The organism is Lysinibacillus sp. RC79, assembly GCF_041262405.1.
GTDB lineage: Bacteria > Bacillota > Bacilli > Bacillales_A > Planococcaceae > Lysinibacillus.
The window spans coordinates 23,139-42,755 of the sequence record NZ_JBGCCD010000013.1 but is presented as its reverse complement, the minus strand read 5'-3'; the positions used below and the strand labels follow the sequence as shown (position 1 = coordinate 42,755).

The following is a 19,617-nucleotide window of genomic DNA, read 5'->3' as shown; positions in this document are numbered from 1 at the left end:
CTTATGAAGAAAATTATAATCGGTGAACATATTGTAAAATCTTTCGGCGAGGGCGATGAAAAGCGCAATGTTCTCGACGGAGCGTCTGTTGACATAAACGAGGGTGAGTTTGTTGCGATAATGGGACCCTCAGGCTCGGGAAAATCAACGCTAATGTTTGCACTAAGTGGCATGGACAGCGTTGATGGCGGAAGAGTTATTTTTGATGGTAGTGATTTATCGTCAGTTGGAGAGGTTGAATTATCAGATATACGTAGAACTAAAATGGGCTTTGTATTTCAGCAGCCAACGATGCTTAAAAATCTGAATATTCTTGATAATGTTATTCTACCATCAATGCGCGATAACAGAAAAAACGTTGCAAAAATTTCGGAGAAGGCAAGAGCACTTATGAAGAGGGTAGGCATTTCGGAGCTTGAAACGCGCGACATTACACAAGTTTCGGGAGGTCAGCTTCAGAGAGCGGGGATATGTAGAGCGCTTTTGAACAGCCCGAAAATCATCTTCGGTGATGAGCCTACGGGTGCACTTAACTCAAAATCAGCGCAAGAGATCATGGACATTTTTTCCGAAATCAACGTTGGCGGTACTGCGATTATGCTCGTCACTCACGATGCAAAGGTTGCGGCACGGACCGAGCGTGTAATGTTTATGCTCGACGGAAAAATCGTCAGTGAGCTAAAGCTCCCGAAGTTTGATGGAACGAATATTGATGGCAGAGTCGAAAAAGTAACGGAGAAAATGTGGGAAATAGGAATATGAGTTGTTGTGAATCTCATAATGGAAAATGTAAGATTTTTAGAGTAGTTACGTACCGAGTTAAATGATTGGTTATAGAGAAAAGCAGGGGAATTGGTATACAAAAAACCTCTGCTTTTATTTATAATAAATTTTTTTCATTATTATTTTTTGAATATTTTAAAAATGAAACTTTTCGATTTGGAATTCGTATTAAATGGAAAATATTATTTTTTTTAGGAGGTAATATGGTTAAGTTTAGAAGCTTCTTTCTTATATTTATATTTATATTTATATTTATATTTTTATTAGCAGCCTGTACTCAGGATACAGTTGTTCCTAAAGGAAACAATGATGAAAATATTGTTGTTACAGCGGATGGGAAAATTACCTTTGAGATTATTAATAAAATAAAGGTTCCACAAGAAAAAGTAGAATCAATAAAAGGTGAACTCCTTAATGCCTATGATGAAATTCAGAATTCAATTCACACTACATATGTTCCTTCCGAGAGAATAAATGTTTTTCTCAATGAAGGAAATGAAACATCATGGGGTTTGAAATCTGAACTTCAACTATATGACATTAAGGAAAACCAATATCCACTTGTCCATGAACTGACACATTCCTTACTTGGTTATGGCAACAATTTTGATAAAAGCAGGGGCTATTTTACGCAAGAGGGTTTTGCTACTTATATGGGAGATAAGTATGGGAAAAATGAGTCATATACCCATAAGCTTATGAAGTATTTTATCGATTCAAACAAATTCATACCAATTAGCAAGTTGATAGATCTGAATCAAGCCGATTCCTATTTTCGCCCAGCCCTTAAAAATCAAAAAGAGTACACCCTTCGATAGATGAGCTATATTCATTCAGCTTCTTTTATTACTTATTTAATTGATACTTATGGATTAGAAAAGTTTGAACAACTATATAACGAAGAGGACTTGGCTAAAAAAATAGAGGAAATATACGGAAAGAACAGAAGTGAGATAGAAAATGATTGGGTAGTTTTTATTAAAAATAGTCAAACAGAATTAACATATGATGACAAAAGGAAAATAGAATTTTTTTATACTGTTACTTCAGTTATTGATCAAATTGACCCCAAATTTTTCGCTAAAGAATAATTTATTGTAGAAGTTTATATGAAGCAAATGATAAAGAAAAAACGGTAAGATGTGATTCAAAGTAAGTTGTTAGTAATTATTTGAGAATCGTGTTTGAAGTTATAGCCGATGACACCGGATATATTACCTATCTCTTCTTCTAAAACAGGGAATGTGGTATTCTTCTTCATAAGGATACGATGCCGTATTTTTAACAAGGCTTGTTAACTCTATGGGAAGCACACCTGATAGTACATAAAAAATATAAAAAGAAGTAGTGGTGAAGAAAAATGGGGTAACGGTAAAAGATTTACTACAATTGCCATCATTTAGAGGGGCAGAAGTTTTAACGGGTAAAATTAATCTTAATCGTACGGTCTCATCTTTATCTGTGTTAGAAGTTTCGAATGTAGATTTTTTATCTACGATTATCCAATCCGTTCAGGAAGAGTGGTATGCGGAAGAGCTAGTCATTAGCTCTTTTTATTCAATTAGAGATAGTGTAGAACAACAATGTGCAACCATTCAACACTTACATGATCTTGGCGAATTGGGTCTTATTTTATATTATGTGGGAATTGTTATGCCAGAAATTCCCGAGGAAGTACTGCAATTAGCAGACTCTCAAGGTTTTATCATTATTTGTATGCCTAAAAATGATTACTCTCTACGTTATAATGAAGTCATTTATGAAGTGATGGAAGCGATAGTTAGTAATCAGGCTGTCAATGATCAGTTTGTGAAGGAAACTTTAGAAAAGGTTTCCTTGCTACCAGAGCATTTACAAAGTGTTGAAATCACACTGAAAATGCTATCTGATCGCCTGAAGGCTAATATTGTACTGACTAATAGTAGTTTTGATATTGTCAACCAAGTGATGTGGCCTAGAAATTCTTCCTTAGATGTTTGGCAAGTCATACAGGAATTTTCACACGGTCATCTGAATAAGGAAAAGGGAAAACTAGAATTTCAAAGAAGCGATATATCGTGTGTCGTTGAATATAAAAGTATTCAACAAAAAAATGGAGAACAGCTTTTTCTGTTTGTTATTAAAGAGAACACACCATTACCAGCAAAGACCATTGAAAAAATAAGTGAAGTTGTCCAAGTGGCCATTAATCTTTGGGGAGATAAGCATGATGAAGTTAGTGAGTATGCATTAGTAAAAGCGATTATTAATGATGAAAGCGACAAAATGCGAAGACTAGCTAACATGCTAAATATCGATGTTTCTGCTATTCAAATGATGTGGTTAATTTATATTAACGATGTATCAGAAGAGAAGAAAATTAGGGATGAACTGGAAGAGCAACTTTCAAAGTATTATCAAACAAGAGTGATTCAATGTATTGACCATTGCATGATTGTTCTTTTAGGCAATGGCTTACATAAATTACATGAATTTGAGATTGCTACCGAGTTTATTGAAACGACTAATTACTACTCGCAAATATCAGAAGTCGTGTACTCTCCGAAAATGAAAAATACTAAAGCTGTACGTCAAATGTATCAATTGGTGAATCAAGTAGGAGAGAAAGTTCATTCCATCTATCCAATGCGCAAATTGTTTACTGCCGCTGAACTTCGATCGATGAAGCGAGCCATTGATTTAAGTAAACAGGGGGAAGAAATGATTGAAGAATACCTTTCAGTTATTGATCCCATTTTAAATGATAAAGAGTCTCTAAATACATTAGTTGCATTTCTTTTAGATGCAAATGGTAGTTTTGATGAGTGTGCGAAAAACTTATACATTCACAAAAATACAGTGAAGTATCGTATTAAAAAAATTAGTGAACTAATTGGCAACGATGTAACGGTTTATTCGGAATTTTACGATGTGTATATGGCCTGCATGATCTATCGCCTAATTAATGGTTAGAAAAGTCTGAATTTTTGTCAAAAAAGATAAAAATTCAGACTTTTTTTTCATTTTTGAAAAAGACTCATCTCTATACCTTCTCTTATAATAAAAAACAATAATTAATAACCTTGGAATAAGGAGGGAGTACTATGGGGAATGCTGGGAAATATCAGTCTTGGTATAGTCTTGGGATTATCTGGGCTGGAGCAATGATTAGCATACCTAGTTTGTTAGTGGGAAATGCACTGATCACTAGTATGAGTTTACCTAAGACACTAATTGTTTCTACTGTTGGATATTTAATTGTAGTAATTATCATGATTTTGCAAGGAATGCAAAGCAGTGATTTAGGAAAGCCAACTGTTCATATTGCAGGACAAGTGTTTGGTAAAAAAGGATCACGGACGATACTGTCGATTATTTTGGCCATTGCTTGCTTAGGCTGGTTTGGCATTCAAGCCAATGTTTGCGGAGTTGCACTAGCTAATTTGTTAGCAGAGCATGATATGAATGTACCCATTCCATTAGCTTCTTTACTTAGTGGTTTAGTGATGGTCATTTCAGCTGTTTACGGTATGAAAGTGCTGCGTGTACTAAGCTATATTGCAGTTCCTTTCTTAATTGTCATTTGTCTAATAGGGTTAGTTCAAGCATTATCTGGGGAAAATCTACAGCTTATCCTGGACTACAAACCTAAAACTAATATGAGTTTTATGGATGGACTAGCTATAACGATCGGTTCATTTGCACTTGGGGCAGTAATCGCAGGTGATTATTCTCAATTTTCCAAAAAACGCTCAGATGTTTTTAAAGCAGCAATATTTGGAATCATCCCAGCTGGAATATTGATGATTAGCGTAGGGGCTGTTTTAACAATCGCCTATCAAACAAGTGATATTACTGCTGTCTTTCTGAATATAGTCACTCCATTTATCGGTGGTATCGCTTTGATTTTAGCCACATGGAAAACGAATTTGGTGAATGCAATTTCAGGGGGAATTGCATTGATAAATGTTTTTAACATTTCGAAGGAAAAAGAAAAAATGGCAATTGGCATAGCTGGAGCGGTAGGAACATTACTCGCTGTGGTAGGTATTTTAAATTACTTTACACCGATTATGGCAATTTTATCAACGATGATACCTCCAGTTGCAGGAGTTATGATTGCCTCTTATTGGGTGATAAACAAAAGGGATAAAACAAGCTGGAAGGAAGTTGACGGTGTAAATCGTTTAGGTGTTTTCTCGTGGCTAGTTGGTGCAGTGATTGCTAGTATTCCGGTTGTTTTATCGTTATTCCCTAGCTTGCCTCAATTACCTAATCAGCCATTAATTGGTATTGTTATTTCATTTGTTATTTATTATTTCGGTTATCGTATATCCGTACAAAAAACGGTCGTATTGGAGGAGAATAGATGAGATATATAGATAAGGAAGCTATTGAACATATTGCGATTGGAGCTGCCTTTTTAGGAACAGGCGGAGGGGGAGACCCTTATATCGGGAAAATGATGGCTCTTTCCGCCATCGAAAAAAATGGACCAGTAAAATTGTATTCAGTTGATGAAATTGAAGATGAAGACTTTTTCATTCCAGCAGCTATGATGGGGGCACCTTCTGTTTTAGTTGAGAAATTTCCGCGAGGAGATGAGTTTGTTAAAGTATTTCAAAAGCTAGCGAAGTATATTGGAAAAGACAAGATTACAGGGACATATCCAATGGAAGCGGGCGGTGTGAATTCGATGATCCCGATTGTGGTAGCGGCACAATTGGATATCCCTCTCATTGACTGTGATGGAATGGGGCGTGCATTTCCAGAATTGCAAATGGTGACATTTAATTTGGATGGTATTTCTGCAACTCCGATGGCTATTACAGATGAAAAAGGGAATATCGGAATTTTCGAAACGATTGATAATAAATGGACAGAACGCATTGCACGCTCAGCAACGGTTGAAATGGGCGCGAGCTCTTTAGTTAGTTTGTACCCAACGACTGGCGCTCAGATTAAACAGAGCGGAGTCCATCATATCATTACGCTTTCAGAAAAAATCGGTGAAATTATTGCTTCAAAAAGTAGAAATGTGAAAGATAAATTGCAAGAATTGCTAAAGCTAGTATCTGGCTATGAATTATTTCAAGGTAAAATTGTCGATGTTATTCGAGAAACGAAGGGTGGATTTAACCTTGGAAAAATGAATCTGGAAGGTATGGAAGTCAATAAAAACGAAACTATGAAGGTCCATTTTCAAAATGAAAACCTTATTGCAGAAAAAAATAATCAAGTTGTAGCAATGACCCCTGATTTAATTTGTTTAGTAGATTATGAAACTTTATTACCAGTGACAACGGAAAGCTTAAAATACGGTAAGCGTGTCCGAGTAATTGGATTGCCAGCTCATGAAAAATGGCGAACTGATAAAGGAATTGAAACAGCAGGTCCAAAATATTTTGGTTATGATTACGATTATGCTCCAATTGAGGAATTGTTTAAAAAGGTGGTAGCTGAACATGTATAAGATTGGAATTGATGTTGGTGGGACGAATACGGATGCCATTATTTTAGATGAAAATAGTAATCTCGTTCATAGTGTTAAATCGCCAACGAGTTTAGATATTAAAACAGGTATTGAAACAGCTTTACGAAACTTATTACGAGAATCGAATATTGATAAGACGAAAATTACGCATGCAATGTTAGGCACAACGCAATGTACAAATGCCATTGTAGAGCGTAAAAAATTAGCTAAAGTTGGTGTAATCCGTCTAGGATACCCTGCAACTGCCTCTGTACTTCCATATACTGCTTGGCCAAAAGATATGATTGAAAAACTATCGGGGAATTATGCCTTAGTCCATGGTGGTTATGAATACGATGGTCAACTTTTAGGTGAGCTTGATGAAGGTGAAATTCAAACGCTTCTAGAGGACTGGCGTGACAAAGTAGAATCTATAGCGATCGTTGGCGTCTTTTCTTCCATTAAGAATGATCAAGAATTTAGAGTACGCAATCTGATACAAGATATTTATGGAGATGAATTCCCAATTTCCTGCTCGTCGTTGATTGGCTCGGTAGGTTTAATTGAACGTGAAAATGCAACCATTTTAAATGCGGCCTTATGCAAAGTAATTGAAACGACAACGACAGGTTTTGTTCATGCGTTAGAAGGAGAAGGTATTTTTAATGCCAAAGTCTATTTATGTCAAAATGATGGAACATTAATGTCAATTGATTATGCTAAACAATTCCCAATTCTAACGATAGCATGTGGACCTACGAACAGTATTCGTGGCGCTTCTTATTTAGCAAAAATCAAAGATACGATGGTTTTAGATGTTGGCGGAACGACCTCTGATATTGGGGTTTTGCAGGATGGATTTCCAAGGGAATCTTCTGTAGCAGTAGAAGTAGGGGATATTCGCACAAACTTTAGAATGCCAGATATTATTTCTGTTGGGCTAGGTGGAGGCAGTATTGTCCGAGTAAATAACGGGGAAATTACGGTTGGTCCTGATAGCGTTGGGTATAAAATCGCTGAAGAAGCACTTGTTTTTGGTGGGAATACTCTTACGACGACAGACATTGCTGTTCGTCTTGGGTTAGCTGATGTTGGTGATCGTCGTTTAGTAGCGCATATTGACGAAGCGTTTGCGAAAGAAGTTCAAGCGGAAATTTCATCGTTAATTGAGCAAGCCATTGATAAAATGAAAACTTCATCAGAAGATGTTCAACTTGTATTAGTAGGTGGAGGCACTATTATTGTTCCAGATACTCTTCGAGGGGTCTCCAACATTGTTAAGTTTGAAAATGGGACTGTTGCAAATGCGATTGGTGCCTCTATTGCTCAAATTAGCGGTCAATATGAACAGATTTATATTTATTCTAAAGAGCCACGTGAAATTTCGCTGAAAGATGCTCAAAAAAAAGCAGTGAAACAAGCTGTATTAGCTGGAGCCCTTTCTGAGACGATTGAATTAGTGGAAGTAGAAGAAACACCCCTTGCTTACCACCCAGAAAATGCGACAAGATTGAAAGTTAAAGTGGTAGGGAAAATGGGTTAGTCTTACTTCACTTTGTTAGATAATTTTCTGTCAAAATCAATGATAATAATATAAAGAATTAGGCAGTAACTACAAGGAACAAATTCTTGTCGTTACTGCCTTTTTAATCGCCCAGTCGGAACAGAAATCAACCCCCTCATTATGCCTACGAATTAACAGACAGCTTTTCTGTGTGAATCTTTTTTTGCTCTTTGGAAGGCGAATGTCGATAAAATTCAGAAGTTGGGTGATAAAACGTAAAAGTTAGTCGATAAATCTAAAAAGTTGGGTGATAAAACGCAAACGTTAATCGATAAAACGTAAAAGTGTTCCGATAAAATTAAAACGTCTGTCATGTGAATAAGTTGATTGGAGTGAAGACTTGACGGCCTAAGGAATCACCCCCAATATTGCCTAAAATGCATACTTTATTATCATTAATTTCATTACAACCTGAAGGAAGAAGCCTATATTTTAAAGGTTCTTCCTTTTTTTAGCTTTTAATGCTTGCAAATCAAAAAGTCATAGTGTAATATTCAACTAGTACACTATGACACGAGGTGTTTATGTTGAAAAAATTTGCAGTACTTTTAAAAAAGGAATGGGTGCTCTATAGGACATGGCTATTTGTAGGGGTTTTTATAGGGATCATGCTGTCAATGGTAGTTCCATATTTAATAAGGCGGTTTAGTGGTGAATTTGCGTTGGAAAATCAGGCGTCATTTGCCTTCTCGATACTAGTACTAGTCTTAGGTGGATTTTTTTCGATATTACAATTCCTAGCTAGTATGCGTCATGACTTAAAGAACAAAGAGATATGGCTGCATTCAACTAGCTCCATTGCACAGCTTGTAGGTGTGAAAATCGTATTTTCCATAATTGGATACGCGATCTTTAATTTTATCTTTGTGAGTATAGCTATTTACAAAGTCAAAGATGAAATTATAGGCAACTTCGCACAATTACTTTTACTACTTTTATTTTTTGTAGCCATTATTGTTATTCTTCAATTGATGATGTTTGTGATACTGCTACTATTTTTAGCATTGAATCTCCAAATGAAACACTTTATTGGAAGTTTTTCCATTGTGATCACGATGGTGGCCTTTTTCATTAGTATGAATGAATGGTTTAAATTTACAGATAGTAAATTATATGATAATATTTTCCATCATATAGGGATTCGTTTAACGGATCTGGAACGATTTTTCCCAAAGACACCAATAATGAAGCTCAGCTTGGGTACAATGTATGTTGTTGAAGAGCTAGCTACTATCATTTTGGTCGCCTTCCTATTTTTCATAGCGACAAAGTGGCTTGAAAAGGTGGTTTTACGATGACAATCGACTTTTCACGTGATAAGCCCATATATAGTCAGCTCGTAGATCGGATATGTGGAGACATTTTGAAAGGGAAGCTAGTTCTTGGGGATCGACTTCCTTCGGTTCGAGAATATGCAGTGGAAACAGGTGTCAATGTAAATACTGTGCAGCGGGTGTATAAGGAGTTAGAAGCAATGAATATAACGGAAACCAAACGAGGTCAAGGTACATTTATTACTACCGATGAAGGGCGAATTGCTCTTTTACGGGAAGATATGAAAAATCAACTGGCAGATCATTTTTTAACTTCCATTGAAGCACTTGGATTTTCAAAGGAAGAGATGCTCGTTGTTTTACAAAATAAATCGTGAGGTGAAATAAATGCTACAGCTATCAAACGTTTCTTTTCGTTATATGAAAAAGCCTATTCTACAAGATGTGTCTTTTTCCTTTCCTGTTGGACAAATCATAGGGCTTGTTGGAGAAAATGGTAGTGGCAAGTCTACACTATTAAAAGTGTTGGCAGGCCTATTACGTCCATCAAGTGGTGAGGTATTGCTAAATGGAACGCCTGTTACACGCAGAAGTGCTGATAAAATTGCCTATTTACCAGATATCGATTTATTTTTTGATTTTTACACAGGTGAGCAGCTTTTTCAGCACTATGCCTCTCAATTCGAAGATTTTTCGTATGATAAGGCTTGTATAGTTGCAGAGTTTTTACAGGTTGATAAAAATGTGAAGCTACGGCAATTATCAAAGGGGAACCGTGGTCGAATGAAAATGGCCGCAACTCTTGGGCGAGAAGTACCCTTTTATTTAATGGATGAGCCTTTTTCTGGTCTTGATCCAATTGTTCGTGAACAGCTTATTAAAGGGTTAATTCAATTTACAGATATTGAACACCAAACAATACTGTTATCTACACATGAGTTATATGAGGTAGAGCCTATTTTAGATCAAATCATTTTACTGCAAGATGGTTCAATAATTGCACATGAGGAAGTAGAGACGATTCGAGATGTTTCGAATAAGGGTGCTGTGCAATGGATGAAGGCGTACTATAAGAAAGGATGAAATTTATGACAACAAAACCAATTGTTCAATTGCAAAATATATCAAAAACCATTGGTGGTAAGCAATTGATTCAGCAATTAAATATCGATTTATATCCAGGTCAAATTACTGGATTTTTAGGACCGAATGGCGCAGGGAAAACGACGACAATTCGTATGATGACAGGGCTTATGCATCCAACTGAGGGGAATGTCATTATTGATGGTCTTTCCTTACAGGACAATTATGAGGAAGCGATTAGTAAGGTCGGCGTAATTGTAGAAAATCCGGAAATGTATAAATTTATGACGGGCTATAAAAACTTACTGCACTTTGCGCGTATGCATAAAAACGTTACAAAAGAGCGTATTGAAGAGGTCATTAAACAAGTTGGTCTTGAGAAACGCATTCATGAAAAGGTATCGACGTATTCGTTAGGGATGCGTCAGCGTTTAGGACTCGCACAGGCACTACTTCATCGACCAAAGTTTTTAATTTTAGATGAACCAACAAATGGTCTAGATCCAGCAGGTATCCGCGAGTTTCGTATGTATTTGCGTAAAATTGCGGTGGAAGATGGAGTATCTGTTTTTGTCTCCAGTCACTTATTATCCGAAATTGAGTTAATGTGTGATCGAGTAGCTGTCATACAAAATGGCAAACTCATCGATATTCGTGATATCAACGTTGAAACTTCTTCGTTTTATTATATTGAAGCTACACCAAATGATCAGGCTGCAGCACTTATACAAAAGCTCGATTACAACCTTGTAGCGGAAAATAACGGTTATGTAGTGGAAATAAAGAAAGAGGATATACCGAAACTCATTTCGCAATTTGTTAATGAAGGAATTCAAATATTTGCCGTTCAACCGCATCAAAAAACGTTAGAGGATCAATTCCTAGAAATGACAGGAGGTGGCCAAATTGCTGAAGCTAATTCAAAATGAATGGATGAAATTATGGCATAAAAAAGGAACTTGGGTAATGGTCGCGCTATTAATCCTCTTTATTATTGGTCCTGGTATTATGATGAAATACTATGAAACAAAAACGACAGAGGATATAACGTGGCAAGAAAGTGAACAGAAGGCTATTAATAATAATAAAGAGATGATGAAAGAAGACGGATTATCGGCAGAGGATAAAAAACGCTTCGAGGAGCAAATTGCTATTTCTGAGTATCGATTAGCAAAAGATGTGCCGTCTCAAGAAGATCTAAGCGTAGCAAGCTTTATGTCATTTTCGGGTGGCATGCTGACTTTAATTACATTATTTACGGTTATTACTGCAGCAAGTATTGTATCTAGTGAATTCTCTACTGGTACGATTAAAATGCTATTAACGCGTCCGGTTTCGCGAGCAAAAATATTAACTTCAAAATTACTGACAACTTTCATTTTTGGACTCTTATTGTTTGTTGTCAATGTAGTAGTAAGTGCTCTTGTTGGACTGATACTATTTGGTGGTACAACTGGTGTTGAACTAGAAATGGTCAACGGTCAGGTTGTTGAAAAAGCAGTATGGAATGATCTAGCATACCACTATTTACTTTCTGGCGGAAACTTTGTCATGTCAATATTGTTTGCTTTTTTAGTGGGCTCAGTTTTCCGTTCAAGCTCTTTAGCGATTGGCTTAACGATGTTCTTATCTTTTACAGGTGGAATGATTGTGATGTTCTTAAGCAGATTTGAAATCGTTAAATATATTTGGATTACACATTCGGATTTAACACAGTATGAAAGTGGTCAATTTATAGTAGATGGTATGACAATGCCATTCTCACTCACAATTCTTGCGATTTACGCTGTAATTTTCCTTGTGATCAGCTATATGTCCTTTATGAAACGTGACGTCACAGCATAACTAAAAGAATTATGAACTGCAGCCCAATTGGTTAAAGAGAAGCTTCCAATTGGGCTGCAGTTTGTTACAATGCGTAGACTATATACATCCTTGTAAATAAGATCTGCGATGGCTTCACTGAATTTATAATATTAAGGACCTTCATTTCAAAAATAATGTTTATTTTTTGTACGAGTGGTAATATAATTGATAGCAACAACTTAATGAAAACGCTTTTTTTTTCTATTAAGTGGTCTAGACAACTATACCAAAGGGGGATAATAATGTTAGCTTTCTTACAAAAAATCGGTAAGTCGTTAATGTTTCCAATCGCTACATTACCAGCAGCCGCAATATTGTTACGCTTAGGCTCTGATGACATGCTTGGTGCAGTGTCAAATGACGTTATTAAGCATATTGCAAGTATTATGGCAGCATCTGGTGATGCGATTTTGGGTAATTTACCTATTATATTTGCGATCGGTATCGCGATGGGTCTAGCACATGATAATAGTGGTGGTGCAGCATTAGCGGGCGCCATTGCACATCTGGTGTTAGTCGCAGTATTAGGATCTGTAAATGAAGACCTGAATATGGGTGTATTCGGTGGTATTATTGCAGGTATTACAGCAGGCTTACTTTATAACAAATTCTATAATGTAAAATTCCCAGAATGGCTGTCATTCTTCGGAGGACGGCGTTTTGTGCCAATTATAACGTCCATCACTATGGCAATTTTAGCAGGTATTTTAGCTGTTATATGGGGACCAATTCAAGGTGGTATTGATTCAGTAGGGAACTGGTTAATCGGTGCTGGATCACTTGGTGTTGGGTTATATGGCTTCTTAAATCGTCTATTAATTCCAGTCGGTCTACATCATGTTATTAATACGATCATATGGTTTGACTTTGGTGAATTTACAAATGCTGCAGGCGAACTTGTCAAAGGAGATATTCATCGATTTTTAGCAGGAGACCCATCAGCAGGACATTTTCAAGCAGGTTTCTTCCCAATCATGATGTTTGGATTACCAGCAGCGTGTCTTGCGATGTACTTTGCAGCGAAAAAGAAAAATCGTGCAGTAGTCGGTGGAATGTTCGTATCCATCGCGTTGACAGCATTTTTAACAGGTGTAACAGAGCCTATTGAATTTACATTTATGTTTTTATCGCCAGTACTTTATGGGATCCATGCAGTCTTAACAGGTATTTCGCTCGCCGTTGCCTATATGATTGGATTCCGGGACGGTTTTGCTTTTTCTGCAGGTTTAATTGACTATCTTTTAAACTTTGGTTTAGCAGATAGTCCATGGCTATTACTTCCATTAGGATTAGGTTTCGGGGCAATTTACTTTGTAGTTTTCTATTTCTTAATCAAGAAGTTAGATTTAAAAACACCTGGTCGTGAAGACGAAGATGAAGAAGGGGCAGATGTTACTTCAGCTGTTTCTGATGATTTAGATGTACGTGCTTTCCATACAATCGAAGCATTAGGTGGACAAGAAAATATTAAGCAAGTTGATTACTGTACAACACGTCTTCGTATGACTGTTGGTGATACGGATCAAGTGGATGAAAAAACATTAAAACAAACGGGCGCACGTGGTGTCATGCGTATTAGTAAGACAAATGTACAAGTGATTATCGGTACATCTGTAGAGTTTTTGGCAGAAGCCATGAAAGATCGCCTGAAAAAGGGGAATCCAGCTCCTACAAATGTAGATTTACAAAAAGAAGTGCCTGTTGAAGAAGAAACAACAGCAGAAGGAACAATCCCTTCTAATGATTTTGAAATGCCAATTACAGGAGATTTAATACCGTTATCTGACGTGCCAGATGAAGCATTCTCGTCAGGCATAATGGGGCCAGGTTTTGGTATTCATCCAAAGGATAGTACAGTTCATGCGCCATTTGATGGTCAAGTAGTAATGGTTTTCCCAACGAAGCATGCGATCGGCTTAAAATCTAATACAGGTGTAGAAATATTAATTCATGTCGGTTTAGATACGGTCACTCTAAATGGTGAAGGTTTTGAAGCGATGGTTACAGAGGGTCAATTAATTCAACGTGGTGATACTTTATTAAAAGTTGATTTTGAGCGTATCAAAGACAAAGTACCGTCTATCGTCACACCAGTTGTTTTCACAAGTTTAATGGGACAAGAAATTACACTTGAAAAAACTGGTTTCCAACGAGCAGGTTCTCATAACATTATTTCGATGAAGAAGTAACAAACAAGGGATGCTGTCTAAAAAGGTCCATCTAACAAAATGAAGATGCATTAATAGTAAATCCGCTATACTTTCTGTGGGACAGCCTGAGTCACATCTTTATCCCACAGGAAGCTATGCGGATATTATCGCTTCAAATATACTATTTTTAGTTTTAGGACAGTATCTTCTATCAATCCTAGGAGATGTTTTTAATGAATTTATTAATCCGTAACATCACAGTCGTCAATGCAAATGGACGAAAGGAATGTGTCGACGTTTTCATAAAGGATGGGAAAATTGCACTGATTGCGCAAAGAATTAACGCAGATCATGTGCAACTATTAGATGGTACAGGGAAATTTTTAGTCCCTGGTTATATCGATATGCATATTCATGGCTCTGCTCAAATGGACACGATGGATGCATCGAATGAAGGTCTTCATACGATGGCGAAATCACTTGCCAAAGAAGGCACAATAGGCTTTTTAGCAACGACGATGACACAAAGCTATCAAAATATTGAACGTGCCATTGAAAATATTGCGCAGTTTACTTCAAATCCAGATGAGGCAGAACTTCTAGGTATTCATGTAGAAGGTCCTTTTATATCAAAAAAGCGTGTAGGTGCACAGCCGCTTGAACATGTTGTACCACCTGATTTCGCTGTTTTTACAAAGTGGCAAAACATGAGCGCCAATAAAATTAAAGAAATTACAATGGCGCCAGAAGAACCAAATGGATTTGAGGTAGTTCAAGCAATTGCAGAAAGCGGTGTGGTTGTATCAATTGGTCATTCTGATGCAACATTTGAACAAATGAAAGAAGCGGTTCAGCATGGTGCAACACAAGGCACACATTTATACAACCAAATGCGCCCATTCCATCATCGAGATCCAGGTGTTGTCGGTGGCGTATTATTATTAGAGGAAATTAAGGCAGAAATCATTGTTGATTTTATTCATATGCACAAGGATGCTGTGGATATGGCATATCGTTTAAAAGGAGCAGACGGTATTATTTTAATTACCGATGCAATGCGAGCAAAAGGAATGCCATATGGGGATTATGACTTAGGTGGTCAAATGGTTCACGTCTCCGAAAGTGGAGCTCATTTATCAAATGGAGCTCTTGCTGGTAGTGTATTGAAGATGGACCAAGCTGTACGGAATATGCAACTCATCACGAACTGCACGTTAGAAGAACTAGTTAAAATGTCGAGCTACAATGCAGCAAAACAACTAAAATTGGCAAACAAAGGACAAATCGAACAAGGATTCGATGCGGATGTTGTAATTCTGGATGAACATTTAATGTTGCAACAAACAATTAAGGCTGGCAAGGTAATCTACGAAGCCTAAGAAGTCGTATGCTAGTTATTAGGTTTAAAAAATAAATAAGGGGGAATAGAAATTGAGACTGGAACGCTTTGCTTCAAAAGAAGATTTATACGCTCGTGCAGTAGACATTATCGTGAATGCTAAAAATGAGGGTGCTACAACGTTCGGTCTAGCTACAGGTGGTACAATGGAAGCGTTATATACTAAAATTTGTGAGACTAATATCGATTTCGCTAATTGTATTAGCTTTAATCTAGATGAATACGTTGGACTAAGTGCTAAACATGAACAAAGTTACGCATATTATATGTACAAACATTTATTTCACAACAAACCATTTAAAGAATCCTATCTACCGAATGGTTTAGCCGATCATCCTACAGAGGAAACGGTAAGCTATGAATCATTATTACAGCAGCATCCATTAGATTTTCAATTGCTTGGGATCGGACAAAACGGTCATATCGGTTTCAATGAACCAGGCACATCATTTGATTCGTTGACACATCTTGTAACGCTTGAAGAATCAACACGTCAAGCAAATGCACGTTTCTTTGATTCAATTGATGACGTTCCAACCCAAGCATTTACGATGGGGATTCAATCCATCATGCGCGCTAAGTGCATATTGTTAATCGCTGTTGGAGAAGCAAAACGTAATGTATTAGAACGTGTGCTTGCATCTGAATATACAGAAGATGTACCAGCAAGTGTATTAACAAAACATCCAAATGTTATCATTTTAACAGATTTACAAAAAGAGGAGAATGAACAATGAAAACAAAACAATTTACAGTAGTAGACCCACAAGGAATTCACGCACGTCCAGCTAGCCAGCTTGTAGCAGCAGCAACACCATTTGCTTCTTCTATAGAATTGCAGACGGAACAAAGAACGGCAAATTTAAAATCTATTTTAGGTGTTATGGGATTAGCCCTAAAACAAGGTTCAACATTTACACTACAAGTAGAGGGGGAGGATGAAGAACAAGCGTTTACTGCATTAACGAATTTAATTTCAGAAACGGGGCTAGCACAATGATACAACTCAAAGGTATTGCCGCATCAGACGGCATTGCCATTGCGAAAGCATATCGTTTAATTCAACCGGATTTAACGTTTACGAAAATGACTATTCAGGATATTGATGCAGAGCAACAACGTTTAGCGGCAGCGCTCGAAAAAACAGAAGAAGAGTTAGCCGCAATTCAACAGCTAACGCATGAAAAGTTAGGCGCGGAAGAGGCAGCAATTTTCGGTGCACATTTACTTGTCGTAAAAGATCCAGAATTAATTGGACCTATCAAACAAAAAATTGCTGATGAAGCGGTGAATGCAGAATATGCATTGAGTGAAGTTTCAACGATGTTTGTATCATTATTTGAAGGTATGGACGACGAATATATGAGTGAGCGTGCTGCAGATATTAAAGATGTATCAAACCGCATTTTAGCACATTTACTCGGTGTACATATTCCAAATCCAAGCAATATTAGTGAACAAGTGATTGTTGTAGCATCTGATTTAACACCTTCTGAGACAGCACAATTGGACCGCAACTTTGTACTTGGCTTTACAACGGATATTGGTGGTCGTACATCACACTCTGCCATTATGGCACGTTCACTTGAAATTCCAGCCGTTGTAGGGACAGGTACAGCTACTAAGTCTATTCAAGATGGTGATTTATTAATCGTGGATGGATTAACAGGCGATGTACTTGTGAACCCAACAGAAGCCGTTGTTGCAACCTATAGAAAAAAAGCGGAAAACTTTACTGCTCAACAAGTAGAATGGGCAACATTACTACATGAAAAAACGATTTCCAAAGATGGAGTTCAAGTTGAACTAGCTGCAAACATTGGGTCACCAAATGATTTAGAAGGTGTACTTCGTCACGGTGGTGAAGGAATCGGTTTATATCGTACAGAATTTTTATATATGGGACGAGACAACTTACCATCTGAGGAAGAACAATTTACGGCATATAAAATGGTATTAGAAGGAATGAAAGGCAAAGCAGTTGTTATCCGAACACTTGATATTGGTGGAGATAAAAATTTACCCTATTTACCGCTCCAAGAAGAAATGAATCCGTTCCTCGGACATCGAGCGATTCGTCTATGTTTAGAGTATCAAGACATTTTCCGTACACAATTGCGTGCATTACTACGTGCATCCAATTACGGTAACTTAAAAATTATGTTCCCTATGATTGCGACATTGCAAGAATTCCGTGACGCGAAAGCGATTCTTTTGGAAGAAAAGGAAAACCTACTTGCACAAGGCGTAGCTGTTAGCGAACAGATTGAAATCGGCATTATGGTTGAAATTCCTTCGACGGCAGTGATGGCAGATATTTTTGCGAAAGAAGTGGACTTCTTCTCGATTGGTACAAATGATTTAATTCAATATACGATGGCAGCGGATCGTATGAACGAAAAAGTATCTTATTTATATCAACCTTATAATCCGGCTATCTTGCGTTTGGTTAAAATAGTCATTGATGCAGCACACAAAGAAAAGAAATGGGCCGGTATGTGTGGTGAAATGGCAGGAGACGAATATGCTGTACCACTATTACTTGGTTTAGGTCTAGATGAATTTTCAATGAGTGCAACATCCATTTTAAAAACACGTTCCTTAATTAAAAATTTATCTGTAGCGGATATGCAAGCATTAGCAACAGAAGCGTTACAATTAGCAACATCCGATGAAGTGTTAGATAAAGTTAAGCAAGCAATTCACTAATTGTTTGCAAATATGAGACTAGACAAAAAGTAGTTGAAGATGGAGATCTTCAACTACTTTTTTATATGAATAATTTCCATGAAAAAGGTTCATCATCAAAAGTTGTGGATGACTTTTGTTAAAACGTATACTATGTAAATAAGTTGATTGGAGTGGAGACTGGGCGACTCCTTGGGGATTAGTGTCACAGATGAGACCCTGGAGCGAGCAACGCGAGTGAAGCGGCTCATCGGACGCCCCCAGGAAAGTGCCCAGTCGGAACGGAAATCAACCCACGTTTTGGTGATGATCCATGAAAAACTAGAGAGGCCTATTTATGGAAACAGAATGGTTACGAACTTTTATTATTGCTGCGAAAACAGAGAATTCTCGTGAGACGGCAGAACAACGTTTTATTACACAATCAACAGTTTCTAAGCATATTCAACACCTAGAAAAAGAACTACAAACAACACTTTTTGATAGACAGGGGAAGCATGTGAAATTAAATCATATTGGTGCTCACTTCCTTCAACACGCAGAAAAAATGATGGCAACGATTGATGAAGGATTACAAAATACTGTATCCTTCTTGGATGGTTATACGTCCCAGTTAACGATTGGTGTCGCACCACAAATTGCCAATTCTACATTGCCAGTATTCATTCAAACATTTCAGCAGCAAAAACCTTCCATTCAAATAACGATCGAACTGTTAAAGTCCAATGAAATCGGGGAAGCGGTATATGCTGGCGTAGTAGATATCGGTTTATCAAAATTGACATCAACGCGTGATCTTCACACAGTTCTTCTCGCACAGGAACCACTACAATTGATTGCTCCGATATCAAAAAAGGCGATAGATGCACGGACTCTTTTACAGCAGGAAACTATATTAACACATGAATATGCACCTTACTGGCAGGACATACAACAGGTAATACAGCAATTTCCAAGCTATAAAAGTATGAATATTAATCAAACAGAGGTTATTAAAAACTTTGTTAAGCAAGGATTAGGAATTGCTTTTTTACCAAAGAGTGTAATTGAGGCTGAATCTCACCAGCAATTACTTCATAGCTATTCGTTAAAGGAATGTGCCCATATTGTTTCGAATACTTATTTTTTAACGAAATATGTAACAGCGGATATTGAGGCGTTTTTAGCAGTTTGTCATCTAATTTACAAAGATGCAGTTGGTAGGTAAATAGTGGACTGAAAAACGTTAAATGAAATTAATGTTAGGTCGTTAAAGGCCTATTAGATTGGGTAATTGTATGAATGAAACACTTTTACTGTCTATATTGTTTATAATATTCTTGAATTTCTTATGCAAAGTTGGTGTAATTGGAAAATGA

Annotated in this window: 18 protein-coding genes; all 18 read left to right on the top strand. The window is 37.1% G+C overall.

What is annotated here, in order from left to right; translation table 11 throughout:
• Window positions 1-3 precede the first annotated feature (3 nt).
• The 18 genes from ABH968_RS13960 to ABH968_RS13875 all read left to right on the top strand — a co-directional run bounded on the left by ABH968_RS13960 (window position 4) and on the right by ABH968_RS13875 (window position 19,466).
• Window positions 4-762 carry an ABC transporter ATP-binding protein gene (locus ABH968_RS13960; RefSeq protein WP_370044810.1) on the top strand — a complete coding sequence of 253 codons (759 nt, stop codon included), beginning with the start codon at window positions 4-6 and terminating at the stop codon, window positions 760-762.
• 65 nt (window positions 763-827) lie between these two features.
• Window positions 828-1,601 (top strand): hypothetical protein, encoded by a 774-nt coding sequence (locus ABH968_RS13955; protein ID WP_370044808.1) that lies wholly within the window; start codon window positions 828-830, stop codon window positions 1,599-1,601.
• On the top strand, window positions 1,602-1,874 hold the full coding sequence (locus tag ABH968_RS13950) for a hypothetical protein (RefSeq protein WP_370044806.1): 273 nt from the start codon (window positions 1,602-1,604) through the stop codon (window positions 1,872-1,874).
• Window positions 1,875-2,133: 259 nt separating this feature from the next.
• Complete coding sequence (locus tag ABH968_RS13945; protein WP_370044804.1) at window positions 2,134-3,735, top strand: PucR family transcriptional regulator; 1,602 nt, start codon at window positions 2,134-2,136, stop codon at window positions 3,733-3,735.
• A gap of 131 nt (window positions 3,736-3,866) precedes the next feature.
• Entirely contained in the window at window positions 3,867-5,135 is a 1,269-nt protein-coding gene (locus tag ABH968_RS13940) for a cytosine permease (RefSeq protein ID WP_370044803.1), read from the top strand.
• Window positions 5,132-6,235 (top strand): S-methyl thiohydantoin desulfurase family protein, encoded by a 1,104-nt coding sequence (locus ABH968_RS13935; RefSeq protein WP_370044801.1) that lies wholly within the window; start codon window positions 5,132-5,134, stop codon window positions 6,233-6,235. The genes ABH968_RS13940 and ABH968_RS13935 overlap by 4 nt, the downstream gene beginning before the upstream one ends.
• On the top strand, window positions 6,228-7,778 hold the full coding sequence (locus ABH968_RS13930; RefSeq protein ID WP_370044799.1) for a hydantoinase/oxoprolinase N-terminal domain-containing protein: 1,551 nt from the start codon (window positions 6,228-6,230) through the stop codon (window positions 7,776-7,778). Before ABH968_RS13935 ends, ABH968_RS13930 begins: the two co-directional genes overlap by 8 nt.
• A 545-nt stretch (window positions 7,779-8,323) precedes the next feature.
• Window positions 8,324-9,097 carry a hypothetical protein gene (locus ABH968_RS13925; RefSeq protein ID WP_370044798.1) on the top strand — a complete coding sequence of 258 codons (774 nt, stop codon included), beginning with the start codon at window positions 8,324-8,326 and terminating at the stop codon, window positions 9,095-9,097.
• Window positions 9,094-9,450, top strand: a complete 357-nt coding sequence (locus tag ABH968_RS13920; protein ID WP_370044796.1) for a GntR family transcriptional regulator — start codon at window positions 9,094-9,096, stop codon at window positions 9,448-9,450. Before ABH968_RS13925 ends, ABH968_RS13920 begins: the two co-directional genes overlap by 4 nt.
• A gap of 10 nt (window positions 9,451-9,460) precedes the next feature.
• Complete coding sequence (locus tag ABH968_RS13915) at window positions 9,461-10,156, top strand: ABC transporter ATP-binding protein (RefSeq protein WP_370044794.1); 696 nt, start codon at window positions 9,461-9,463, stop codon at window positions 10,154-10,156.
• A gap of 5 nt (window positions 10,157-10,161) precedes the next feature.
• The gene (locus ABH968_RS13910) at window positions 10,162-11,085 is read left to right on the top strand and encodes an ABC transporter ATP-binding protein (protein ID WP_370044792.1); all 924 of its coding nucleotides are present in this window, start codon (window positions 10,162-10,164) and stop codon (window positions 11,083-11,085) included.
• Complete coding sequence (locus tag ABH968_RS13905) at window positions 11,063-12,001, top strand: ABC transporter permease (protein WP_370044791.1); 939 nt, start codon at window positions 11,063-11,065, stop codon at window positions 11,999-12,001. The genes ABH968_RS13910 and ABH968_RS13905 overlap by 23 nt, the downstream gene beginning before the upstream one ends.
• 263 nt (window positions 12,002-12,264) lie before the next feature.
• A complete protein-coding gene (gene nagE, locus ABH968_RS13900; RefSeq protein ID WP_370044789.1) occupies window positions 12,265-14,211 on the top strand; it encodes an N-acetylglucosamine-specific PTS transporter subunit IIBC in 1,947 nt (648 codons plus the stop codon).
• Between the two features lie 194 nt (window positions 14,212-14,405).
• Window positions 14,406-15,551, top strand: coding sequence for an N-acetylglucosamine-6-phosphate deacetylase (gene nagA, locus ABH968_RS13895; protein ID WP_370044787.1), 1,146 nt, complete (start codon window positions 14,406-14,408; stop codon window positions 15,549-15,551).
• Window positions 15,552-15,603: 52 nt separating this feature from the next.
• On the top strand, window positions 15,604-16,308 hold the full coding sequence (locus tag ABH968_RS13890; RefSeq protein WP_370044785.1) for a glucosamine-6-phosphate deaminase: 705 nt from the start codon (window positions 15,604-15,606) through the stop codon (window positions 16,306-16,308).
• Complete coding sequence (locus tag ABH968_RS13885) at window positions 16,305-16,571, top strand: HPr family phosphocarrier protein (protein ID WP_370044783.1); 267 nt, start codon at window positions 16,305-16,307, stop codon at window positions 16,569-16,571. Before ABH968_RS13890 ends, ABH968_RS13885 begins: the two co-directional genes overlap by 4 nt.
• Entirely contained in the window at window positions 16,568-18,280 is a 1,713-nt protein-coding gene (gene ptsP / locus ABH968_RS13880) for a phosphoenolpyruvate--protein phosphotransferase (protein WP_370044781.1), read from the top strand. The genes ABH968_RS13885 and ptsP overlap by 4 nt, the downstream gene beginning before the upstream one ends.
• Window positions 18,281-18,596: 316 nt before the next feature.
• On the top strand, window positions 18,597-19,466 hold the full coding sequence (locus ABH968_RS13875; protein ID WP_370044779.1) for a LysR family transcriptional regulator: 870 nt from the start codon (window positions 18,597-18,599) through the stop codon (window positions 19,464-19,466).
• The last annotated feature ends 151 nt before the right edge of the window (window positions 19,467-19,617 follow it).

Bases quoted from the DNA above. Each gene is read 5' to 3' on its own strand.
- ABH968_RS13875 (WP_370044779.1), top strand. From the start codon at position 18,597: ATGGAAACAGAATGGTTACGAACTTTTATTATTGCTGCGAAAACAGAG.
- ptsP (WP_370044781.1), top strand. From the start codon at position 16,568: ATGATACAACTCAAAGGTATTGCCGCATCAGACGGCATTGCCATTGCG.
- ABH968_RS13960 (WP_370044810.1), top strand. From the start codon at position 4: ATGAAGAAAATTATAATCGGTGAACATATTGTAAAATCTTTCGGCGAG.
- ABH968_RS13915 (WP_370044794.1), top strand. From the start codon at position 9,461: ATGCTACAGCTATCAAACGTTTCTTTTCGTTATATGAAAAAGCCTATT.
- ABH968_RS13930 (WP_370044799.1), top strand. From the start codon at position 6,228: ATGTATAAGATTGGAATTGATGTTGGTGGGACGAATACGGATGCCATT.
- nagA (WP_370044787.1), top strand. From the start codon at position 14,406: ATGAATTTATTAATCCGTAACATCACAGTCGTCAATGCAAATGGACGA.
- ABH968_RS13920 (WP_370044796.1), top strand. From the start codon at position 9,094: ATGACAATCGACTTTTCACGTGATAAGCCCATATATAGTCAGCTCGTA.
- ABH968_RS13910 (WP_370044792.1), top strand. From the start codon at position 10,162: ATGACAACAAAACCAATTGTTCAATTGCAAAATATATCAAAAACCATT.
- ABH968_RS13940 (WP_370044803.1), top strand. From the start codon at position 3,867: ATGGGGAATGCTGGGAAATATCAGTCTTGGTATAGTCTTGGGATTATC.
- ABH968_RS13925 (WP_370044798.1), top strand. From the start codon at position 8,324: ATGTTGAAAAAATTTGCAGTACTTTTAAAAAAGGAATGGGTGCTCTAT.
- ABH968_RS13935 (WP_370044801.1), top strand. From the start codon at position 5,132: ATGAGATATATAGATAAGGAAGCTATTGAACATATTGCGATTGGAGCT.
- ABH968_RS13950 (WP_370044806.1), top strand. From the start codon at position 1,602: ATGAGCTATATTCATTCAGCTTCTTTTATTACTTATTTAATTGATACT.
- ABH968_RS13885 (WP_370044783.1), top strand. From the start codon at position 16,305: ATGAAAACAAAACAATTTACAGTAGTAGACCCACAAGGAATTCACGCA.
- nagE (WP_370044789.1), top strand. From the start codon at position 12,265: ATGTTAGCTTTCTTACAAAAAATCGGTAAGTCGTTAATGTTTCCAATC.